Genomic DNA, 18,840 nt, shown 5'->3' on the forward strand with positions numbered 1-18,840 from the left:
CCTACTCCTCGGTGTCGCCCGCCTGACCGAGAACGACGTCACGGACCGCGTCGATGAAGGCCTGGCCGCGGTGGGCATAGGAAACGAATTGATCCATGGAGGCTGCGGCGGGCGCCAGCAGCACGGTGTCCCCCGAGGCCGCCTGGCCCCGCGCCATGGTGACGGCGCGCCGCATGGCGGAGTCGCCGTCGTCGGCTGCGGCTGCTTCCAGGGTGTCCAGGACGGGGGTGTCCGGGCTCTGGCGGGCCAGGGCCTCCCGGAGCTCGCGGCTTTCGGCGCCGATCAGCACCACGGCCTTGAGACGCTCGCGGTGGGCCAGCACGAGTTCGTCGTACTGGACGCCCTTGGCCAGGCCTCCGGCGATCCAGATGACGTTCTTGAACGACCCCAGGGCGGCGTCCGCGGCGTGCGGATTCGTGGCCTTGGAGTCGTTGATCCAGAGGATCCCGTCCTGCTTCGCCACGGCCTGAATGCGGTGGCTGCCCGGCAGGTAGTCCTGCAGGCCCTTGCGGACAGCCTCCGGGGAGACGCCGGCCGCGCGGGCGAGGGCGGCGGCCGCCAGGGCGTTGGCCACCATGTGACGGGGCGCCACGGGACCCAGATCGGCCAGCGAGGCCAGCTCCTGGGCGGAGTTGCGGCGCTCTTCGATGAAGGCGCGGTCCACCAGAAGGTCCTCGACCACGCCGACCATGCTCAGTCCCGGCGAACCGGTGGTGAAGGCGATCGCACGGCAGCCTTCGACGACGTCGGCCTCCTCCACCATCGCCTCGGTCTCCCGCTGCTCGGCGTTGTAGACCGCGGCCACTTTGGTGTTGCGGTAGATCTTGGCCTTGTCGGCCAGATACGACTCGTAGGAGCCGTGCCAGTCCACATGGTCCTCGGCCACATTGAGGCAGACGCTCGCCAGAGGCGACAGCGACTCGCTCCAGTGCAGCTGGAAGCTGGAGAGCTCGACGGCGAACACGTCGTACTCGACCGGGTCACGCAGGGCGTCCAGCACCGGCGTGCCGACATTGCCGACCGCGATGGCCTTGAGGCCCGCGGCCTGCAGGATGGACTCGGTCATGCCGACCGTGGTGGTCTTGCCGTTGGTGCCGGTGATGGCGACCCACTCGGGCGTCTTCCGGCCTTCACGGACCGAGACGCGCCAGGCGAGCTCGATGTCACCCCAGACGGCCACGTGACGGCGTGCCGCTTCGGCCAGCAGCGCCTGATCGGGCCGCCAGCCGGGCGAGGTCACCACGAGTTCCGCCGGCTCACCGTTGACGAGCGGCAGGTGGTCCACAGCGTCCGGGCCGAGCAGCACGTCGACCGCGCCGACGATCTTGAGGGTGTCCGCCTGGGCCCGGGCGGTGTCGGAGGTGGCCGAATCGACCACCACCACCTGGGCGCCGAGTTCGATGAGCGTGTCCGCGGCCGCGAAGCCGGAGACCCCGATGCCGGTCACGACCACGCGCAGCCCGGACCAGTCGGCGTCCCAGGACCGCAGGGAGTCGAGGCGCTCGGCCAGTGCTGGATTCTGTGCGGCGGTCACGGGGCGCTCAGCCAATCCGCGTAGAACACGCACAGGCCCAGACCCACGAAGAGACCGGCGAGGATCCAGAACCGAACCACCACCGTGGTCTCCTGCCAGCCCTTGAGCTCGAAGTGGTGCTGCAGCGGGGCCATCTTGAAGATGCGCTTGCCACCGCTGAGCTTGAAGTAACCCACCTGGAGGATGACCGAGAGGGAGATGATCACGAACAGGCCGCCGATCAGGGCCAGCAGCAGTTCGGTGCGGGTGAGGATGGCGAAGCCGGCGACGGCGGCGCCGATGGCCAGGGAGCCCGTGTCACCCATGAAGATCTTGGCCGGCTTGGTGTTCCACCAGAGGAAGCCCACCAGGGCGGCGCTCATGATGGCCGCCAGGATGCTCAGATCCAGCGGGTCACGCACCTCGTAACACGGCACCCCGGGATCCACCACGGGGCAGGCGTACTTGCGCTGCCAGATGCCGATCAGGATGTAAGCGCCGAACACCATGATGGCGGCGCCCGAGGCCAGGCCGTCGAGCCCGTCCGTCAGGTTCACGCCGTTGGACGCCGCGGTGACCAGGAAGTTCGACCAGATCACGAACAGCACCGCGCCCACCACGGTCCCGCCGAACGCGAGGTTCAGCCACGGGATGTCCCGCACCAGGGAGATGTTGTAGGACGCCGGCGTCAGGCCGTTCTCGTCCGGGAAGGCGAGGGCGAGCAGTGCGAAGCTGATGCCCACCACCCCCTGCAGGATGAGCTTGCCCTTGGCGGTGAGCCCCAGGCTCTGCTGCTTGGAGATCTTCTTGAAGTCGTCGAGGAACCCGACCAGGCCCATGCCCACTGTCAGGCCGAGCAGGAGCAGGCCGGATGCTGTCGGACCGCTCGTGTGCGGGTTCATGAGCCACATCAGCAGATGGGTCAGGAAGTACGCCAGCACCACGGAGCAGACCCACACGGCGCCGCCCATGGTGGGGGTGCCGCGCTTGGTGTGGTGCGACGTGGGTCCGTCGTCGCGGATGATCTGGCCGTAGCCGCGCTTCACGAGAAGACGGATGAAGGCAGGGGTCCCCACCAGGGAGAACAGGAGCGCCATTCCAGCGCCGGTCAACAGGGCAATCACAGCTGTTCGCTCCCTTCCCCGCCGAGCGTCGGTCCATGCGTCGAGGCGGACGCGGGCGCAGCGGAAGTGGCCTGTCCACGTAATGCTATCCGATCACCCAGATGCCTCAGCCCAACGCCATTCGACGATTTGAAGAGCACCAGATCGCCCGGGAGCAGCTGCTCGTCGAGGATCGCCTCGGCCTCGTCGAGGTCCGCGGCGAAGAGCGCTTCGCTCCCCCACGACCCTTCGTTGATGGCCGAGATGTAGAGCGCCCGCGCCTCCTGGCCGACCACCAGAAGCTGGTCGATGTTCAGGCGCACCACCTGGGTCCCGACGGCGGTGTGCTCGCGGATCGAGTCCTCGCCGAGTTCCAGCATGGCGCCGAGCACGGCCCACGTCCGGCGCTCCCGGCCCAGCTGGGCGAGCGTCTTCAGCGCGGCGCGCATCGATTCGGGGTTGGCGTTGTACGCGTCGTTAATCACCGTCACGCCGTCGGGGCGCTCGGTGCGCTCCATCCGCCAGCGGCTCGAGGCCTTCTGGCTGCTGAGCGACGCGGCGATCTCCTCCGGCGGGACGCCCAGGGCGTAGGCCGCGGCCGCGGCGGCCAGGAGGTTGTTCACGTGGTGCAGCCCGATGAGCTGCGAGGAGACGGCATGGGTGGAGCCGTCCGGGAAATGCGCGTCGAAGACGGGCTGCCCGGCGTCGTCCAGGGTGAGGTTCTCCGCGCGCACGCCGGCGTCCGCCGAGCCGTCCGCGCTGAACCCGAGAACCGGCGCGACGGCGCGGTTCCGCATGGCGGCGACACGGCCGTCGTCGAGGTTGAGGATCACGGTGCCGTCCGCCGGGATCGCCTCGGCGAGCTCGCCCTTGGCGATCGCGATGTTCTCCACCCCGCCGAACTCCCCGGCGTGGGCGGTGCCGACGCACAGGACCACGCCGACCTCCGGGCGGACCATGCCGCACAGGTATTCGATGTGGCCGATGCCCGTGGCGCCCATCTCGATCACGAGATAGCGGGTGTCCGCGGTGGCCTGGAACACCGTGAGCGGGACGCCCACCTCACCGTTGTAGGAGCCCTGCGGCGCCACGGTGGGTCCCTGGGCGGACAGGATGCCGGCCAGGAGGTCCTTGGTGGTGGTCTTGCCGGCGGAGCCGGTGATGCCCACCACGGAGAACGGCTCGCCACGCTGTGCCCGGGCCTGCCGGATGCGCTCGACGGCGGCCGCCGCCAGCGCGCCCATGGCGAGCACCGCGTCAGGGACGATCACGCTCGGGTACGGCAGTCCGCTCTCGTCCGTCACGAGGCGTTCGGCGAGCGTCAGGACTGCGCCGGAGGCGACAGCGGAACCGATGAAGTCATGCCCGTCGGCCTGCTCACCCGCCTTGGCCACGTAGAGCGAACCGGGGCTCGCCTCCCGCGAGTCGGTGACGACGGATGCCGGGGTCAGATGGGGATTGGCGGCCAGTTCGCCGCCCGTGATCTGGGCGATTTCAGCCGCTGTGAAGTCAATCATCTCGTGTAGGAGCCTAGTCGTTCGTCGTCGAATCACGGAATCCACGCGCCGCCAGAGCGGCCCGGAGTTCCTCCCGGTCATCGAGCGCGATGTTCACGCCCTTGACCTCCTGCCAGACCTCGTGTCCGCGTCCCGCGACGAGGATCGTGTCCTGCGGCCCTGCGAGCTCCACGGCCCGGCGGATGGCCTCGTCCCGGGGGAACGACTCCTCCACGAGGACGTCGGGGCGCTCCTGATCACGGGCCTGGAACGCACCGGCGATGACCTCGGAACGAATGGCCGCCGGGTCCTCGTCATGCGGGTCGTCATCGGTGACGATGACCACGTCCGCGCCCCGCACTGCCGTGGCGCCCATGACGGGGCGCTTGCCGGCGTCGCGCTCCCCGGTGGCTCCGAACACGACGATCACCTTGCCGCTTCCGTCGGGCGAGCGGACGGCCTGCAGGGCGCGTTCCAAGGCGTCGGGATTGTGGGCGAAGTCGACGATCGCGCGCGGCTCGGTCGCCACCACCTGCATGCGGCCCGGGACCTGGACGGACAGCGGATCACCGCCCGCGAGCACGCCGGCCATCTCCTCGACGGAGACGCCGGAGCTGAGCACCATGACGATCGCCAGCGCCGCGTTGGCCACGTTGAAGCCGCCGGGCAGCGGGACGCGGGCCCTGAGCACGGCGCCGTCAGGGCCGTGGAGAGCGAACTCGGAGCCCAGGGCGCCGCGGCTGACGACGTCCTGCACGCTCCAGTCGGCGTCGACGGCGCTGTCGGGGGCGACGGCGAGCCGGGTCACCGGGATGCGGCTCGCCTCGGCGAAGAGGCGGCCCCAGGAGTCGTCCACGATCACGACGCCGGTCGACGCGTGCTCGGGGGTGAAAAGCAGGCCCTTCGTGGCGAAGTACTCGTCCATGCTGCCGTGGAGGTCCAGGTGGTCCTGCGTCAGATTCGTGAAACCGGCGACGTCGAACAGCACCCCGTCCACCCGGTGGAACTGCAGCGCGTGGGAGGACACCTCCATCGTCACGGCGCCCAGGCCGTGCTGGCGCATGCGGGCCATGAGGGCCTGCACATCGCTGGATTCGGGAGTGGTCAGCACGCTCGGGATCGCCTCGTCGCCGGCCAGGATCTCAATGGTCCCGATCAGCCCGGGGACCACGCCGAGGCCGCGGAGCAGCGCGTTGACGAAGTAGCTCGTGGTGGTCTTGCCGTTCGTCCCCGTCACGCCGAAGCGCCGCAGGCCGTCCTCGGGACCATTGCCGTAGATCGTGGCGGCCAGCCGCCCGACGACGGCGCGGGGCTCGGCATGGATCAGCACCGGCACGCTCTCCACGGCGCTGTCCCAGGCCAGCAGGCGGGCGCCGTCCTCATCCGTAAGCACCGCGACCGCTCCGTCCGCGACGGCCTGCGCCGAGAAGTCCGCGCCATGCCGATGGGCGCCGGGCAGCGCCACGTACAGATCACCGGGCAGGACACTGCGCGAGTCGTTCGTGATGCCGGAGATCACCACGTCCGCCTGTGGGCCGGCATCCAGGCCGAGGCTCTCCGCGAGCCGTCCCAGAGCTACGGCAGGGGGCGTCTGAGGCCGGAAGACCCGGGCCTTGCGTTCCTGCCCGGCGCCGGACCGGTCCGCGGGGTTGGCTTCATGCTCTGACACGTATCTGCTCCAAAAGAGTTGCTGCGGTGGATCCGGTGCGGGCCGGAGGTCCGGGGAAGGTCGGGGTCACTTGCCGGTGCCGGAGGAGCCTCCAGGGCCGAACTGGTCCAGATGCACGGGCTTGCCGGTGGACGGCGGGACGTTGTTCACGCGGAGCACCTGGCCCATGACCGAGCGGAAGATGTCGGCGCCGTCGATGCCGAAGATCTTGTCCTGCGGCCGCTGCACGAGCACCTCGACGATGTACTGGGGGTTGTCCATCGGGGCCATGCCGACGATCGACGCGGTGTACCCGCAGAAACCGGGCCGGCCGTTGTCACAGGGTGACTCGGAGGTGCCGGTCTTGGCGCCCACGCGGTAGCCGGGGATGGCGGCGTCCTTCCACTCGCCTTCCGTGACGACGCTCTCGAGCATGTCCCGGGTCTGCTTGGCGGTGGACTTGGAGATGACCTGGCGGGACGGGCCCGTCGGGGCCTTCTCCTCCGTGCCGTCCTCATTGATGTACCCGTCGACGAGCCGCGGTTCCAGCATCACGCCGTCGTTGGCGATGCTCTGGTAGGCCATCACGGTCTGCAGGACGGACTGCGAGACGCCCTGCCCGAACAGGACGGTGAACTCCTGACGGCCGTCCCACTGGTCCGGCTTGCTGAGGATGCCACCGGCCACGCCGGGCAGCGGCACGTTCGGAGCCTGGCCGATGCCGAAGCGGCGGAGCCAGTCGTAGCGTTCCTGCTTGCTCAGCCGCTGGCCGGCCATCACGGTTCCCGTGTTCAGGGAGTAGCCGAGGATGCCCGCGAGGGTCCTGTTGAAGGTCGGGTGGCTGAAGGAGTCCTCGAACGTCTGCCCGTTGACCGTGTAGCTGTTGGGGATGGAGAACTGCTCCATGGGCTTGGACTTGCCCTCCTCGAGGAGAGCGGCCGCCACGAGGGGCTTCTCCACGGAGCCGGGTTCCAGGGCCGCCGTGACCGAGCGGACACCACGGTCCTTGGCGTCCACTCCACCGGGGTTGTTCGGATCCGGGGTGTTGGTGTCCGCCATGGCCACGATCTTGCCGGTCTTCACTTCCTGCACCACGACGCTGCCCCATTCCGCGCCCAGGTTGTTCACCTGGGTCTGGATGACCTGCTGCGCGTAGTACTGCAGATCGCTGTCGAGGGTGAGCTTGACCGTCCTGCCGTTCTTGGCCGGGGTGATGTGGTCCGGCGCCACGGGGATCACGAGCCCGTCTGCGCCCATCTCGAAGCTGCGGGACCCGGGGGTGCCCGTCAGCACCGAGTTCTGGGTCTGCTCAATCCCGGCGATGCCGTCCTTGCCGTCCTTGAGGAAGCCGATGATGCCGCCGGCCACGGCGCCGTTCGGGTAGACCCGCTGGCTGGTGCCCTGCGTGACGACGCCGGGCACGGACAGTTCGAGGATCGCGTCGGCGGTCTCGGGCTTCACGCCCCGGGCCAGGAGCTTGTACTGAGAGGTTCCGGTGGCGGCCTTCTTGACGTCCTCGAAGGGCATCTTGAGCAGGCCGGCCAGGTCACGGAGACCCTGGTCGCGGCTGATCTTGATGGTCTTCTTGGGGTCCTGCGGGTCCGCCCGCCGGAAGCTGTCCACGCTGGTGTTCTGCTTCGGGTCGATCACCACGTCGTAGCGGATGATCGAATTCGCGAGGACGGTGCCCTTGGCGTCGACGATCGAGCCGCGCTGGGCCGGCAGTTCGATGGTCCGGGACCGCTTGGCCTGGGCGGCCTCGGCCAGCCCGCCGACGTCGAACCCCTGGATGAGGACGAGCTGACCACCCACCACGAGGAGCAGCGTGAGCATGATGCCCAGGCCGATGCGGAGACGGAGCTGGACGCGCCGCGCGGTCTCCTGCTGTTTGGTCTTGCCTGTCCTCACCACGACTCGCCCTCTCACTGCCTACCGGTGAGGTAGGTCTTGTCCTCTGTCGATCAGTTTCCGGGGGTCCGCTGCGCAGGCGCCGGGACCGTTCCCCCGTTCAATTGAACCTTAGGAACCTGGGGAACCGCCGGAGCCTGCGCCGTGGTCTTGCTCTCGGCGGGCTTCTTCTGGGCGGAGTCCGTGGTGGTCTGGTCCTCGGTCGAGGACGGGACCACGCTCAGCTGACCGGCGATGGCAGGGGCCGCGATGATGGCCGACTTGGCCTTCTCATCCTTGGTGGCGGCGACGGCCTTGCCGCTCACGGTGGAGCGGTCCAGGTCGATCTGGCCCTGGCCCGCGGAAGGGACCATTCCCATGGCAGTGGCCTTCGCGGCCAGGTTCTGCGGCGCGTTGAAGTTCTGGACCTCCTGGGAGAGTTCCTGGTTCTTCTTCGTCAGCGTCGACTGCTGCGCCTTGAGGGCCACCATGTCGTACTGGCCCTGGGACAGTTGGATGTTGAGCAGGAGCACGCCGACGAGGGCGGCCGCGAGCACCGCGAAGCACGAGGCGACGAAGACCACCGACTTGCGGCGCGGCGCGGAGGGCACGACGACGAGCGGCGTGCGCTTGCGCGGCGCCGGCTGCGGTGCCGGGGTGGCGAGCTTCCGGGCCGTGTTGCCGACGGCCCGGATGGCCGGGCGGGTGGTGACGCTGCTCATGCCGTCCTCCTGTCCTTGATGCGTTCGGCCGCACGAAGGCGGGCCGAGGCCGCACGGGGGTTTTCCGCGATCTCTGCTTCGGTGGGCTGTTCGGTGCCCTTGGTGATGGTCTTGAGTTCCGGCTTGTGCTGCTCGAGTTCCACCGGGAATCCGTGCGGCGCCGACGAGGTGGAGCGGGACTGGAAGGTCCGCTTGACGATCTTGTCCTCCAGCGAGTGGTAGGACATCACGACCACGCGGCCTCCGAGCGCAATGGCGTCCACCGCGGCCGGGACGGCACGTTCGAGAACGTCCAGCTCCTCGTTCACCTCGATGCGCAGCGCCTGGAAAGTCCGCTTGGCGGGGTGACCGCTGTTGCGTGCCGCGGCGGCCGGCACCACGGCCCGGATGGCCTCGACCAGTTCACCGGTCGTGGTGAACGGAGTCTCGGCCCGGCGGGAGACGATGCTGCGGGCGATCCTGCCCGCGAACTTCTCCTCACCCCAGGTGCGGATCAGGCGGATGAGGTCCTGCTCCTCGTACTCGTTGACCACGTCAGCGGCGGTCTGGCCGCGGCTGGTGTCCATGCGCATGTCCAGAGGCGCGTCATAGGAGTAGGCGAACCCCCGCTCCCGCTCATCGAGCTGGAGGGAGGACACGCCGAGGTCCATGAGGACACCGTGGACCGCGGGGATCCCGAGTTCGTCGAGGACGTCGGGGATCTCGTCGTACACGGCGTGCACGAGGCTCGTCCGTCCCTGGAAGGGACTGAGCCGCTCGCCGGCCAGCGCCAGGGCTTCCTCGTCACGGTCGATGCCGATCAGGTGGAGGTCCTCGTGACGCTGGAGCAGGGCTTCCGAGTGGCCGCCCATGCCGAGGGTGGCGTCGATGACCACGGGACGCTCCCCGCGTCCACGTGCTGCATCGAAGCCGGGGGCCAGCAGCATGAGGCAACGTTCTTTGAGGACAGGGATGTGACGTTCGGAGGTGGGCCTTGACCCGCTCATCTCCGCCATGTGCTCTCCTGCCCTGATGGTGTCGCCTACGATCCTGCCTGCCGTGCGCCGCGCTTCCTGTGACGTGATCCCCATCCGCGCCGCGGGTCGGTCCGCCTGGCTCCGGGGAAGGTGAGCCAGGATGACCAGCCTTGGGCGGCTGGAGATCACGTCCAGGAAACGGCCTGGGGTCTTCCTCAGAAGATCCCGGGGATCGCGTCTTCGTCCGTGTCGGAGAAGGAGTTCTCCTGCTCCTCGAGGTACTGGTTCCAGGCCTGGGCGTCCCAGATCTCGGCCCGGGTGCCTGCGCCGATCACGGCCAGCTCCCGTCCCAGACCCGCATACTCCCGGAGCGCCGGCGGAATCGTCACGCGCCCCTGCTTGTCGGGTACCTCATCAGAGGCTCCAGACAGAAAGACACGCATGTAATCGCGGGCCTGACGGCTGGACAGTGGAGCCTGCCGCATCTGCTCGTGAATACGTTCGAATTCCTTCTGGCTGAAGACGTAGATGCAGCGCTCCTGGCCCCTTGTCAGGACCAGTCCGTTGGCCAGTTCCTCGCGGAACTTGGCCGGCAGGATGATGCGGCCTTTTTCGTCGAGACGCGGCGAGTGAGTGCCAAGGAACACTGCTCACCGCCGATCCGTCGAAAGCTGCCGTACTACCCCAAGTGCCGCCACTACCCTCTTACTGCCTCCACTGTACTCCACTTCGCACCACGGTCAAGGTCGAAACGCGTTTCTTCCAGCGTGTTGTGTTTCCAAAATCCTTGCCAGCACTGGGATCGAAGGCCGTGGTGGGAAGTGGAGGGAAAATCCGCGGTTCGAGCGCCCGGGAGTGCCGCGGGCAGGCGGGAGCGCCGGCGGAGGGGCGGAAAACGGCCCGGAACGCCTGCCGGGGAGGAAAAGGGAGGAAGCCGTGGAGCGAAGTGGCGGACGCGGCGGAGGGCTCCGGGAGCAGGACCGGGAGCGGAGTGGAGGGGCCTGTGAACCACGCCGGGGATGCCGGGGGTGGAGTGTGGAGGGCTCCGGCCAGGCCGGCCGCGACGGCGGGTGGGATCGCCGCCCCGCAAGCCCCCGGAAACGACGAAGAGCCCGCCGAAGCGGGCTCTCGAGGCAGGCGCCCCGCCGTCGCCGGGCGCTATCAGAGGCGCCGGACCGGCTGGGCCGTAGGGGCTGACGGATGGGCCGTCAGCCCGAGGAGGTCAGGGTTCTTCGCGGCGGCGCTGCTCCCAGCGCTGCTCCAGGTCTTCCATGAATCCGGATCGCGGGCGAGAGGCGCGAGCCCCCGTGTCACGGTGGCCGGAAGCCGGGCTGAGACCCTTGCCCTTGCTGGTGGCGAAGTAGACGCCGCCGCCCATGACCAGGAAGCCGAGCACGCCCACCACGATGTTCTGCAGGGTGACGCCGAGCAGCAGGACCAGGATGCCCGCCACGACGGCGAATGCACCGATCACCAGGCGCTTGGTGGACCAGCGATGAGCGGCGCCCTGTTCCATCTGACTGGCGAACTTGGGATCGTCCTCATGCAGCTGGCGCTCCAGCTGCTCGAGCAGCCTCTGTTCATGCTCCGAGAGCGGCATGACGACCTCCTCATCTCCGGGCTCCAGTCGGCTTGATCCATGGTGCCACTGACTAGTGCAACGGACTCCTCAGCGGGGAAGTTCCCCGTACTCCAATTTTAGGCCCGATGACGTCCGGTTGAAAGTGGAGTTCGACTCATCCCGCCTTTTCAGGAGGACTTTCCGTTCCGGGGCGGTTCCGGCTCCTGGCACCGAGGAGCCGGGCAGGAGTGAGCCCGGAGTTCCCGAACTTGTCGCGCACCTCGTCCAGGCTCTTCTCCACCTTGCGCCAGTTGTCGTCCTGCCGGTCGAAACTCAGCTGCACCGCACCCGAACCGGATTCCAGGTGATCCGCCCGCACCCCGATCAGCCGGATCGGCTGAGGCAGCGGGCCCACGGCGTCGAGCAGCATCCGGGAGAGCTCATAGAGCTTGGCGCCCGAATCCGTGGCGTAGTCGAGCCTGCGGCTCCGGGTGATCGTGCTGAAATCGGCATATCTCAGCTTGAGCGCGACGCCGCCCGCCGACACCTCCCCGGAACGGAGCCTCCGGGCCACCCGATGGGACAAGGAGAGCAAGGCCCGGTGGAGCGCGGCCGCGTCACGGGTGTCCTCGGCGAACGTCGTCTCGGCGCTCATGCTCTTGTCGACGCGCTCAGGAGTCACCGGGCGCGGGTCCCTCCCCCAGGCCAGCGCGTGGATGTGCTCCCCCATGGCCCCGAAGGCCTTGCGCAGCACGGGAAGCGGCGTCGCGGCCACATCCGCCACCGTGCTGAGTCCCAGCCGGGCCAGCTGCTGCTCGGACTTGCCGCCGACGCCCCAGAGCGCCTTCACCGGAAGCGAGTGCAGGTACTCGAGCTGCTGCTCCGGCTCGATCACGAGCAACCCGTCCGGTTTGGACCGGGTGGACGCGATCTTGGCCAGGAACTTGGTGCCGGCGATGCCCACGGAGGCGGAGACCCCCAGTTCGGAGCGGACGCGGCGCCGAATGTCCTGTGCGATCTCCACCGGCGACCCGACGCGGCGGAGCGCACCGGACACATCCAGGAACGCCTCGTCCACGCTGAGCTGCTCCACGGCGTCCGTATAAGAACGGAAGAGATCCATGAGCTGCGCCGACACCTCGTAGTACAGCTCGTGCCGGGGTGGGACGATCACCGCCTGCGGGCAGCGGGCATAGGCCTGGGACATCGGCATGGCGGAGCGAACCCCGAAAGCCCGCGCCTCGTAGGACGCCGAGAGGACGACGGAGCGGTCCGCCGGGAAGCCGACGATCACCGGACGGCCGACGAGCGCGGGATTCTCGCGCTGCTCCACAGAGACGAAGAAGGCGTCCATGTCCACGTGGAGGATGCTGCATTTCCTCCACCTCTCCAGTTCCCGCGCCTCCATACCCACCATGCTAGCCAGCGCCACTGACAATGGGAGCCGCATCCGGGGCCCGGCATGGACCTCCACCTCAGGCCCCCTAAAATAGGAGTGTCCCCGCCGGCATGAGGCCCGGCCGGGCCCTGCGGTTGCGCAGGCTCGATCCACCGGAGGAGTTCCGATTGACCAAGCACCCGACGGCGTGGCGACGCGCCGGTCTCGCCGTGGCTCTGTGCGTGGGGATGGGTCTCACGGCCTGCACCCCTGAATCCGCCACCCCGGTGGCGACGTCGTCAGCGACGCCCTCGCCCACCGCGACCGCCGTCGCGCAGGCCACGTCCACGGCCCGCGCGCTTCCCACGAACTTCCCGACGGCGCTCATCCCGGCCATTCCGAAACTCACGCAGATGTCCAGCACCGTGAGCCCCCGGGGCGAGTACACCGACGTCGCGTTCACCGGCACCGCACCGTCCGCTCCTGCCGCCGCGGACACCTTCTACACCGCCCACTTCCGGAAGCTCGGCTTCACCGCGACCGCGTCCACCACGGTGGACGGGGTGCTGAACAAGACCTTCATCCGGAACAACGGCGACGAGACCATCAGCCTGAACGCGGCCCCGACGACCGGCGGCAGCACCCTGACCATCGGCGCCACAGTGAGGACGGCCAGCGCGAAATGACCACGGCAGCACAGCCCGGACCGAGTTCAGAGGTGAACGCCGAGCAGGCCCTCTTCGTCGCCGCGGTGAACGAACAGCTCGACGACTTCCTGGACCGGCAGCGTCATCTGGTGTCCGGGGTCTCCGCGGACGTGGCACCCCTTCTCGACTCCATCCGGACCCTCGTCAGCGGCGGCAAGCGGATGCGGGCCCTCCTGGCGTACTGGGGATTCCGGGCCGCAGGCGGCGCGGCACAGGCCGAGGAAGCCGTGCAGGCCGGCGTCGCACTCGAACTCTTCCAGGCCGCGGCGCTGATCCACGACGACATCATCGACCGCTCGGCCACCCGTCGCGGCCGGCCCAGCGTGCATCAGTCCTTCACCGATCTGCATCAGGAGTCCGGCTGGATGCTGGACCCGGAACGCTTCGGTCACGCCGCGGGCATCCTCACCGGGGATCTCTGCCTGTCGTTCAGCGAAGAGGCCTTCTCGGAGATCGGGCAGGCCACGAGCTCCGGCACCGTGGCGCGCGGCATCTTCAACCGTATGCGGGCCGAGGTCATGGCCGGGCAGTACCTCGACATCCTCGAAGAGGTCGCCGGGCCGCTCCGCACCGTGGAAGGTGCGGCGGAACGGGCACGCACGGTCATCCGCTTCAAGTCGGCCAAGTACTCGACGGAGCATCCCCTGGCCCTCGGCGGCGCCATCGCGGGAGCTCCCCAGGAGCTGCTGGACGGCTTCTCCCGCTTCTCCCTCCCGCTCGGCGAAGCGTTCCAGCTCCGGGACGACGAACTCGGCGTCTTCGGCGATCCTCTCACCTCGGGCAAACCGGCCGGTGACGATCTGAGGGAGGGCAAGCGCACCCTGCTGGTCGCCTTCATGCGCGAGCTGGGGACGCCAGACCAGGTCAAGTCACTGGAAGCGGCCCTCGGCCATCCCGAACTCAGCGACGACGACGTGGCCCGGGTCCGCGCCGACATGACGGCCTGTGGCGCGCTGGGCGCCGTCGAGGCGGAGATCGACTCGCTCAGCACGGCGAGCTTCACCGCACTGGACGCCCTCCCCATCTCGGACCTGCCACGTCAGGCACTGCGGTCACTGGCCGAGTCGGCGGTGCAACGCAGCTCCTGACGCGGCTCTGCCCATGAGCCAACGCAGCTCAAGAGACGGCGCAGTTCCTGACACGGAATGATGAAGGGCAGGTCACGATTCCGTGCCCTGCCCTTCATCGTTCCCGTTTCGGGGTGTCACCAGGCCAGTGCGGAGGCGCGGCGACGGATCTCGGTCTTGCGGCCGGCCCGCAGGGCGTCCACCGGGCGGCCCGGCAGGGACTCGTCCTCTGTGAAGAGCCAGGTGATCAGCTCCTCGTCGGTGAATCCGGAGTCCTTCAGGACCGCGATGGTCCCCTTGAGGGAGTCCAGGACCTCCCCGTCCTTCACGAACTCGGCGGGCACGCTGCGGATCTTCCGCTCGCCCACCTTCAGCGCCACCAGGGCGCGCTCGTCGATCAGCCCGTGGACCCGGGAGATCTTCACATCAAGGATTTCCGCCACATCCGGCAACGGCAGCCATTCGCCCACCAGGGATTCAACATTGCTCACCCGTTAAGGGTGCCACGCCGGGCCGCCTCCGACCTAGCCCGTCCCCCGACTCGAGGATTCGAGCGCTGACCAGGGCGTCCAGGACACGCCGGGGCGCTGCCCAGCGAAACCCACTCTTCTTGTGCTAGCCGCAATTTCGTGAGAGATTCACATTGGTCACATTTTCAACACGACCATCAACTTTCACATACGCACCACAGGTCACACGCTGAAATCTCCCCTTTCAGTGGATGACCCTGACGCCAAGGACGACACTGAATGACGAGCCTCACATCGCCAACGAACCGTTCACGGGCCACCGCAGCAGTGGCGACGGCCGCCCTTCCCGCAGTCGTCCTTTCCTCGCTCGCGCTGGCTCAGCCGGCCGAGGCGTCGGTGCCTCAGAACGTGACCCCCGCCAAGCGCCTTCCGCAGGGACTGGAGGCCGCCATCGCCGGCCGTGCCTCGGCAAGCCTCCTCCCGGTGAGCCAGGTGGCGACGTCGCTGCCCGCCAACCTGCAGATCGCGCTCAAGGCCGTTCCGAACACGTACCGGATCGTGTCGGGTGACACGATGAGCGGCATCGCGCAGCGTTACGGGCTGAGCCTGAACGCCCTGCTGAAGCTCAACAACATCCGGGCGACCCAGATCATCTACCCGGGTCAGACCATCAAGCTGAAGGCGGGCGTCTCCGCGCCGTCGTCGTCCGGCGGCCAGGTCTCCCGGCCTGCGACGCCCCAGGGCGGCTCGACGTACACCGTGCGTGCGGGCGACACCCTCGGCGCCATCGCCATGCGCCACCGGGTGAGCCTGAGCTCGATCCTGTCCTGGAACGGACTGCGCGCCACGTCGATCATCTACCCCGGTCAGAAGATCAAGGTGTCCGCAGGCGGCGCCGTGGTGCCCCAGTCCACCGGTCAGACGAGCAAGGGCTCCACGGGCGGATCCGCCGTCTCGGGCGGCAGCTACGTGGTCCGTGCGGGCGACACCCTCGGGGCCATCGCCTCGCGCCAGCGCGTCTCGCTCACCTCGCTGCTGAACGCGAACCGCCTCAAGATGACCTCGATCATCTACCCGGGCCAGAAGCTCGTGATCCCCGGCGCCGGCCAGACCACGAGCCCCACCGCCCCGAGTGATCAGGGCAACCAGGGCGGTCTGGTGCCGGACTCGTTCCTCGGCTACAAGTACCCGAAGGCCGTGGTCAACTCCGCCAACCGGAACAAGGCCCTGCTCAACGCGGCCCCCGTGCCGACCCGCGCCGAGATGCGCCAGATCGTCGCCGACACGGCTCGCCGCATGGGCGTCGATCCGTCGCTTGCCCTGGCGTTCGCCTACCAGGAGTCGGGCTTCAGCCAGCGCGCCGTCTCCCCCGCCAACGCCATCGGCACCATGCAGGTCATCCCCAGCTCGGGCGAATGGGCCTCGCAGATGGTGGGCCGTCAGCTGAACCTGCTGGATCCGTACGACAACGCGACGGCGGGCATCGCGATCATCCGCTCCCTGCTCCGCACCAGCCGCAGCACGGACTACGCGATCGCCGGCTACTACCAGGGTCAGTACTCGGTGGAGCAGCACGGCATGTACTCGGACACCAAGGCCTACGTCGCCGCCATCAAGGCACACCGCGCGACGTTCCGCTGAGCACATCCCGCCTGTCGACAAGGGTCCGGTACGCGTCGTACCGGACCCTTGTCGCGTGAACACTTAGGATCATAGGGTGCAACACCGCTCTGAAGACCCGCTTCTCGGCACGGTCGTCGACAACCGTTACCGCGTGCTCGAACGCATCGCGGACGGCGGCATGTCCACCGTGTACAAAGCGCTCCACGTCACGCTGGAACGCCCTGTCGCCCTGAAGGTGCTCCACCCTCAGCTCGCGTCCGACGAGGTCTTCGTCGAGCGGTTCGCCCGCGAGGCCCGGGCCTCCGCGCGGCTCTCACACCCCCACGTGGTGTCCGTCCTCGACCACGGCCGCCACGGCCGTCTGACCTATCTGGTCATGGAGTACATCGAGGGGCGCACCCTCCGGGACGTCATCCGCAGCGAAGGAGCCCTGACCCCTCGCGTCGCCATCAGTTACCTGGCCCCGGCGCTCGAAGGCCTGGCCGCGGCTCATGAGGCCGGGCTGATCCACCGGGACGTCAAGCCGGAGAACGTCCTCATCTCGCGCGAGGGCGCCGTGAAGATCGGCGACTTCGGACTCGCCCGTCAGGCGACCGCCCAGACCAGCACCGGGGAGCTCCTCGGGACGGTGGCCTACCTCTCCCCCGAGCTCTTCCTCCGCCACGACGCCGATGCCCGCAGCGACGTTTACTCCTGCGGCATCATGCTCTACGAACTTCTCACCGGCGGCGTGCCGTTCACGGGCGACATGCCCATCCAGGTGGCCTACCAGCACGTCAACGACCAGGTGCCCGCACCCTCGCTGAAGCGTCCCGGGCTGGCCCAGGACTTCGACGAACTCGTCCAGTGGGCCACGGCGAAGGCGCCGGATGAGCGTCCGGTGGACGCGCGGGCCTTCCTGGGCGAGCTGCGCCATGTCGCGGCGACCCTGCCCGCCGCCGACCTGGACCTGCCCGCGCCGGGCGCGCCGGCGTCGTCGCCGTTCGAGCCGCGGCCCGGCGCTCCGGCCACACCTAACCCGGCGCACTCCAGCACCCCTCAAGGTGACGGCGCCACCGAGTTCATCGCCACCCCGGGTCTGCAGACCACGGTGCTGCCCGCTGGTGAGCAGCACACCACCGTGCTCGGCCCGGCTGATCCGCTGGCCACATCGGTGATCCCGCAGTCCGGCCAGTCGACCACGGTCCTGCCCCACGCTCCTGCCCCCGCCGCCCCGCCGAGCAAGCGGCAGCAGAGGAAGGACGACAAGGAGCGGGCCCGGCAGGAAGCGAAAGCCCTGGCGACCCCCACCCGCCAGGTGCGGCAGGGAAATCCCCGGCGCAAGGGCGTCATCTGGGTGATCGTCCTGGTGCTGCTCGCACTCCTGGCGTCCGGCGCCGGATGGTTCTTCGGCATGGGTCCGGGTGCCCAGGTGACCCTGCCGGACCTCAAGAGCCAGCCCGCGGAACAAGCCGCGTCGATTCTCGCCGGCTACGGCATCAAGGCCGAACAGCAAGAGGTGTTCGACGAGAAGGTCGGGAGCGGTCTGGTGGTGGCGACCGAGCCCCCGGCCGGGACCGTGATCCGTAAGTTCGAAGGCGTGCAGCTGCTGGTCTCCAAGGGACCGCAGCTGTTCCCCGTTCCGGGCCTGGTCAAGAAGACGCTGGACGACGCGCGCACCGCGCTGACGGGAGCGAACCTCGCGGCCGGAAGCGTCACGGAGAAATACAGTGACACCGCTCCCGTCGGCCAGGTCATCGCCCAATCGCCCGGAAGCGGCGCTCAAGTGCGTCGCGGCACCCCGGTGAACCTGACGGTGTCCAAAGGGCCGGAGCCCATCCCCGTGCCGAGCGTACTGGGCCTCGGCGAGGACGATGCGACGCGGAAGCTCGCCACGGCGGGCTTCGAGGTGAAGACCGCCCAGGAGCAGGTCTTCAGCAAGGACATCCCGGCCGGCAAGGTCGCCGCGCAGGTCCCCGCCAATGGCACCCTGCTCAAGGGCGAAACCGTGACCCTCACCCTGTCCAAGGGGCCTCGGCCCGTGGAAGTGCCCGATTTCGTGGGCAAGCAGGCCTCCGTCGCCAAGGCTGAGCTGGAGAAGCTGGGCTTCACGGTGGTCATCAACGAGGTCCTGGGCGGCTTCTTCGGAACCGTGCGTTCTCAGGATCCGCGCGATGGCACCGCACCGGAAGGCTCCACCATCACACTGACGGTGGTGTAGCGCCGCCCCTCGGCAGCCGCCACCCTTCCTGGGGGCGGGGATGTGCCTCCAGCAGGAGTCCCAGAAGCCGCGTCAGTTCGGCCCGGTCCTCCGCGCCCAGGGTGGCGAAGTACTCATCGCCGCGCTGTGAGCGGACCGCATGGACCTTCCGCTCCAGCTCCAGCCCCTCCTTGGTGGCGGAGAGCAGCACGGCCCGCTTGTCGCTGGGATCCGGCGTGCGTGCGATCAGCCCCTCCCCTTCGAGCTGGCTCAGCACCTCCGCCGCCGAGCGCGGCGCGATCCGCAGCGCAGCGGCGACGTCGCGCTGTCGCTGGGGCTCGCCGTCGTGCGATGCGATGACGTGCAGCGCGCGCCACTGGTGAGGCGACAGGCCGAAGGGGGAAAGGTCGGCCATCCAGCTGCGCCGCAGTCCGTGTGAGACGGAATGGACCAGGTCAGGGAGCTCCATGCGGTCGGGGGTCATGGTCACACTGTAGGCATTCGCGCGTCCGAAGGAAAGATGAGGAGGT

Annotated in this window: 16 protein-coding genes; 4 read left to right on the plus strand and 12 right to left on the minus strand. The window is 68.7% G+C overall.

The window, feature by feature from the left end; translation table 11 throughout:
* Window position 1: 1 nt before the first annotated feature.
* The 10 genes from murD to dinB all read right to left on the minus strand — a co-directional run bounded on the left by murD (window position 2) and on the right by dinB (window position 12,294).
* Window positions 2–1,534, minus strand: a complete 1,533-nt coding sequence (gene murD, locus BLV63_RS11860) for a UDP-N-acetylmuramoyl-L-alanine--D-glutamate ligase (protein ID WP_066215478.1) — start codon at window positions 1,532–1,534, stop codon at window positions 2–4.
* Entirely contained in the window at window positions 1,531–2,637 is a 1,107-nt protein-coding gene (gene mraY / locus BLV63_RS11865; RefSeq protein ID WP_066215481.1) for a phospho-N-acetylmuramoyl-pentapeptide-transferase, read from the minus strand. Before mraY ends, murD begins: the two co-directional genes overlap by 4 nt.
* Entirely contained in the window at window positions 2,634–4,133 is a 1,500-nt protein-coding gene (locus BLV63_RS11870) for a UDP-N-acetylmuramoyl-tripeptide--D-alanyl-D-alanine ligase (protein WP_066215483.1), read from the minus strand. Before BLV63_RS11870 ends, mraY begins: the two co-directional genes overlap by 4 nt.
* A 13-nt stretch (window positions 4,134–4,146) precedes the next feature.
* Entirely contained in the window at window positions 4,147–5,781 is a 1,635-nt protein-coding gene (locus BLV63_RS11875; RefSeq protein WP_066215484.1) for a UDP-N-acetylmuramoyl-L-alanyl-D-glutamate--2,6-diaminopimelate ligase, read from the minus strand.
* 66 nt (window positions 5,782–5,847) lie between these two features.
* Window positions 5,848–7,668: a peptidoglycan D,D-transpeptidase FtsI family protein gene (locus BLV63_RS11880; protein ID WP_254780549.1), complete on the minus strand. Its 1,821-nt coding sequence runs from the start codon at window positions 7,666–7,668 to the stop codon at window positions 5,848–5,850.
* 53 nt (window positions 7,669–7,721) lie between these two features.
* Window positions 7,722–8,369, minus strand: coding sequence for a cell division protein FtsL (ftsL, locus tag BLV63_RS11885; protein ID WP_066215492.1), 648 nt, complete (start codon window positions 8,367–8,369; stop codon window positions 7,722–7,724).
* Window positions 8,366–9,355, minus strand: coding sequence for a 16S rRNA (cytosine(1402)-N(4))-methyltransferase RsmH (rsmH, locus tag BLV63_RS11890; RefSeq protein WP_373277861.1), 990 nt, complete (start codon window positions 9,353–9,355; stop codon window positions 8,366–8,368). Before rsmH ends, ftsL begins: the two co-directional genes overlap by 4 nt.
* 185 nt (window positions 9,356–9,540) lie before the next feature.
* Complete coding sequence (mraZ, locus tag BLV63_RS11895) at window positions 9,541–9,972, minus strand: division/cell wall cluster transcriptional repressor MraZ (protein WP_066215498.1); 432 nt, start codon at window positions 9,970–9,972, stop codon at window positions 9,541–9,543.
* Window positions 9,973–10,547: 575 nt separating this feature from the next.
* Complete coding sequence (locus tag BLV63_RS11900; RefSeq protein WP_066215499.1) at window positions 10,548–10,925, minus strand: SCO2097 family morphological protein; 378 nt, start codon at window positions 10,923–10,925, stop codon at window positions 10,548–10,550.
* Between the two features lie 136 nt (window positions 10,926–11,061).
* A complete protein-coding gene (dinB, locus tag BLV63_RS11905) occupies window positions 11,062–12,294 on the minus strand; it encodes a DNA polymerase IV (RefSeq protein ID WP_066215750.1) in 1,233 nt (410 codons plus the stop codon).
* Window positions 12,295–12,452: 158 nt separating this feature from the next.
* Between dinB and BLV63_RS11910 the strand changes: the two genes are divergently transcribed.
* Both BLV63_RS11910 and BLV63_RS11915 read left to right on the plus strand, forming a co-directional pair.
* Window positions 12,453–12,950 carry a hypothetical protein gene (locus BLV63_RS11910; RefSeq protein ID WP_066215501.1) on the plus strand — a complete coding sequence of 166 codons (498 nt, stop codon included), beginning with the start codon at window positions 12,453–12,455 and terminating at the stop codon, window positions 12,948–12,950.
* The gene (locus BLV63_RS11915) at window positions 12,947–14,059 is read left to right on the plus strand and encodes a polyprenyl synthetase family protein (RefSeq protein WP_066215502.1); all 1,113 of its coding nucleotides are present in this window, start codon (window positions 12,947–12,949) and stop codon (window positions 14,057–14,059) included. Before BLV63_RS11910 ends, BLV63_RS11915 begins: the two co-directional genes overlap by 4 nt.
* Window positions 14,060–14,175: 116 nt before the next feature.
* Here the strand turns inward: BLV63_RS11915 and BLV63_RS11920 are convergent, their stop codons facing one another.
* The gene (locus BLV63_RS11920; protein WP_066215505.1) at window positions 14,176–14,529 is read right to left on the minus strand and encodes an Rv2175c family DNA-binding protein; all 354 of its coding nucleotides are present in this window, start codon (window positions 14,527–14,529) and stop codon (window positions 14,176–14,178) included.
* Window positions 14,530–14,787: 258 nt separating this feature from the next.
* Here BLV63_RS11920 and BLV63_RS11925 point away from each other — a divergent pair, with 258 nt between their 5' ends.
* Both BLV63_RS11925 and BLV63_RS11930 read left to right on the plus strand, forming a co-directional pair.
* Window positions 14,788–16,149: a lytic transglycosylase domain-containing protein gene (locus BLV63_RS11925; protein ID WP_066215509.1), complete on the plus strand. Its 1,362-nt coding sequence runs from the start codon at window positions 14,788–14,790 to the stop codon at window positions 16,147–16,149.
* A 76-nt stretch (window positions 16,150–16,225) separates the two neighbouring features.
* Window positions 16,226–18,331 carry a Stk1 family PASTA domain-containing Ser/Thr kinase gene (locus tag BLV63_RS11930; protein ID WP_066215512.1) on the plus strand — a complete coding sequence of 702 codons (2,106 nt, stop codon included), beginning with the start codon at window positions 16,226–16,228 and terminating at the stop codon, window positions 18,329–18,331.
* Here the strand turns inward: BLV63_RS11930 and BLV63_RS11935 are convergent.
* Window positions 18,312–18,794 (minus strand): MarR family winged helix-turn-helix transcriptional regulator, encoded by a 483-nt coding sequence (locus BLV63_RS11935; RefSeq protein ID WP_074784566.1) that lies wholly within the window; start codon window positions 18,792–18,794, stop codon window positions 18,312–18,314. The two genes, BLV63_RS11930 and BLV63_RS11935, sit on opposite strands and share 20 nt — an antisense overlap.
* Window positions 18,795–18,840 lie beyond the last annotated feature (46 nt).

It is taken from the genome of Arthrobacter woluwensis (genome assembly GCF_900105345.1).
GTDB lineage: Bacteria > Actinomycetota > Actinomycetes > Actinomycetales > Micrococcaceae > Arthrobacter_E > Arthrobacter_E woluwensis.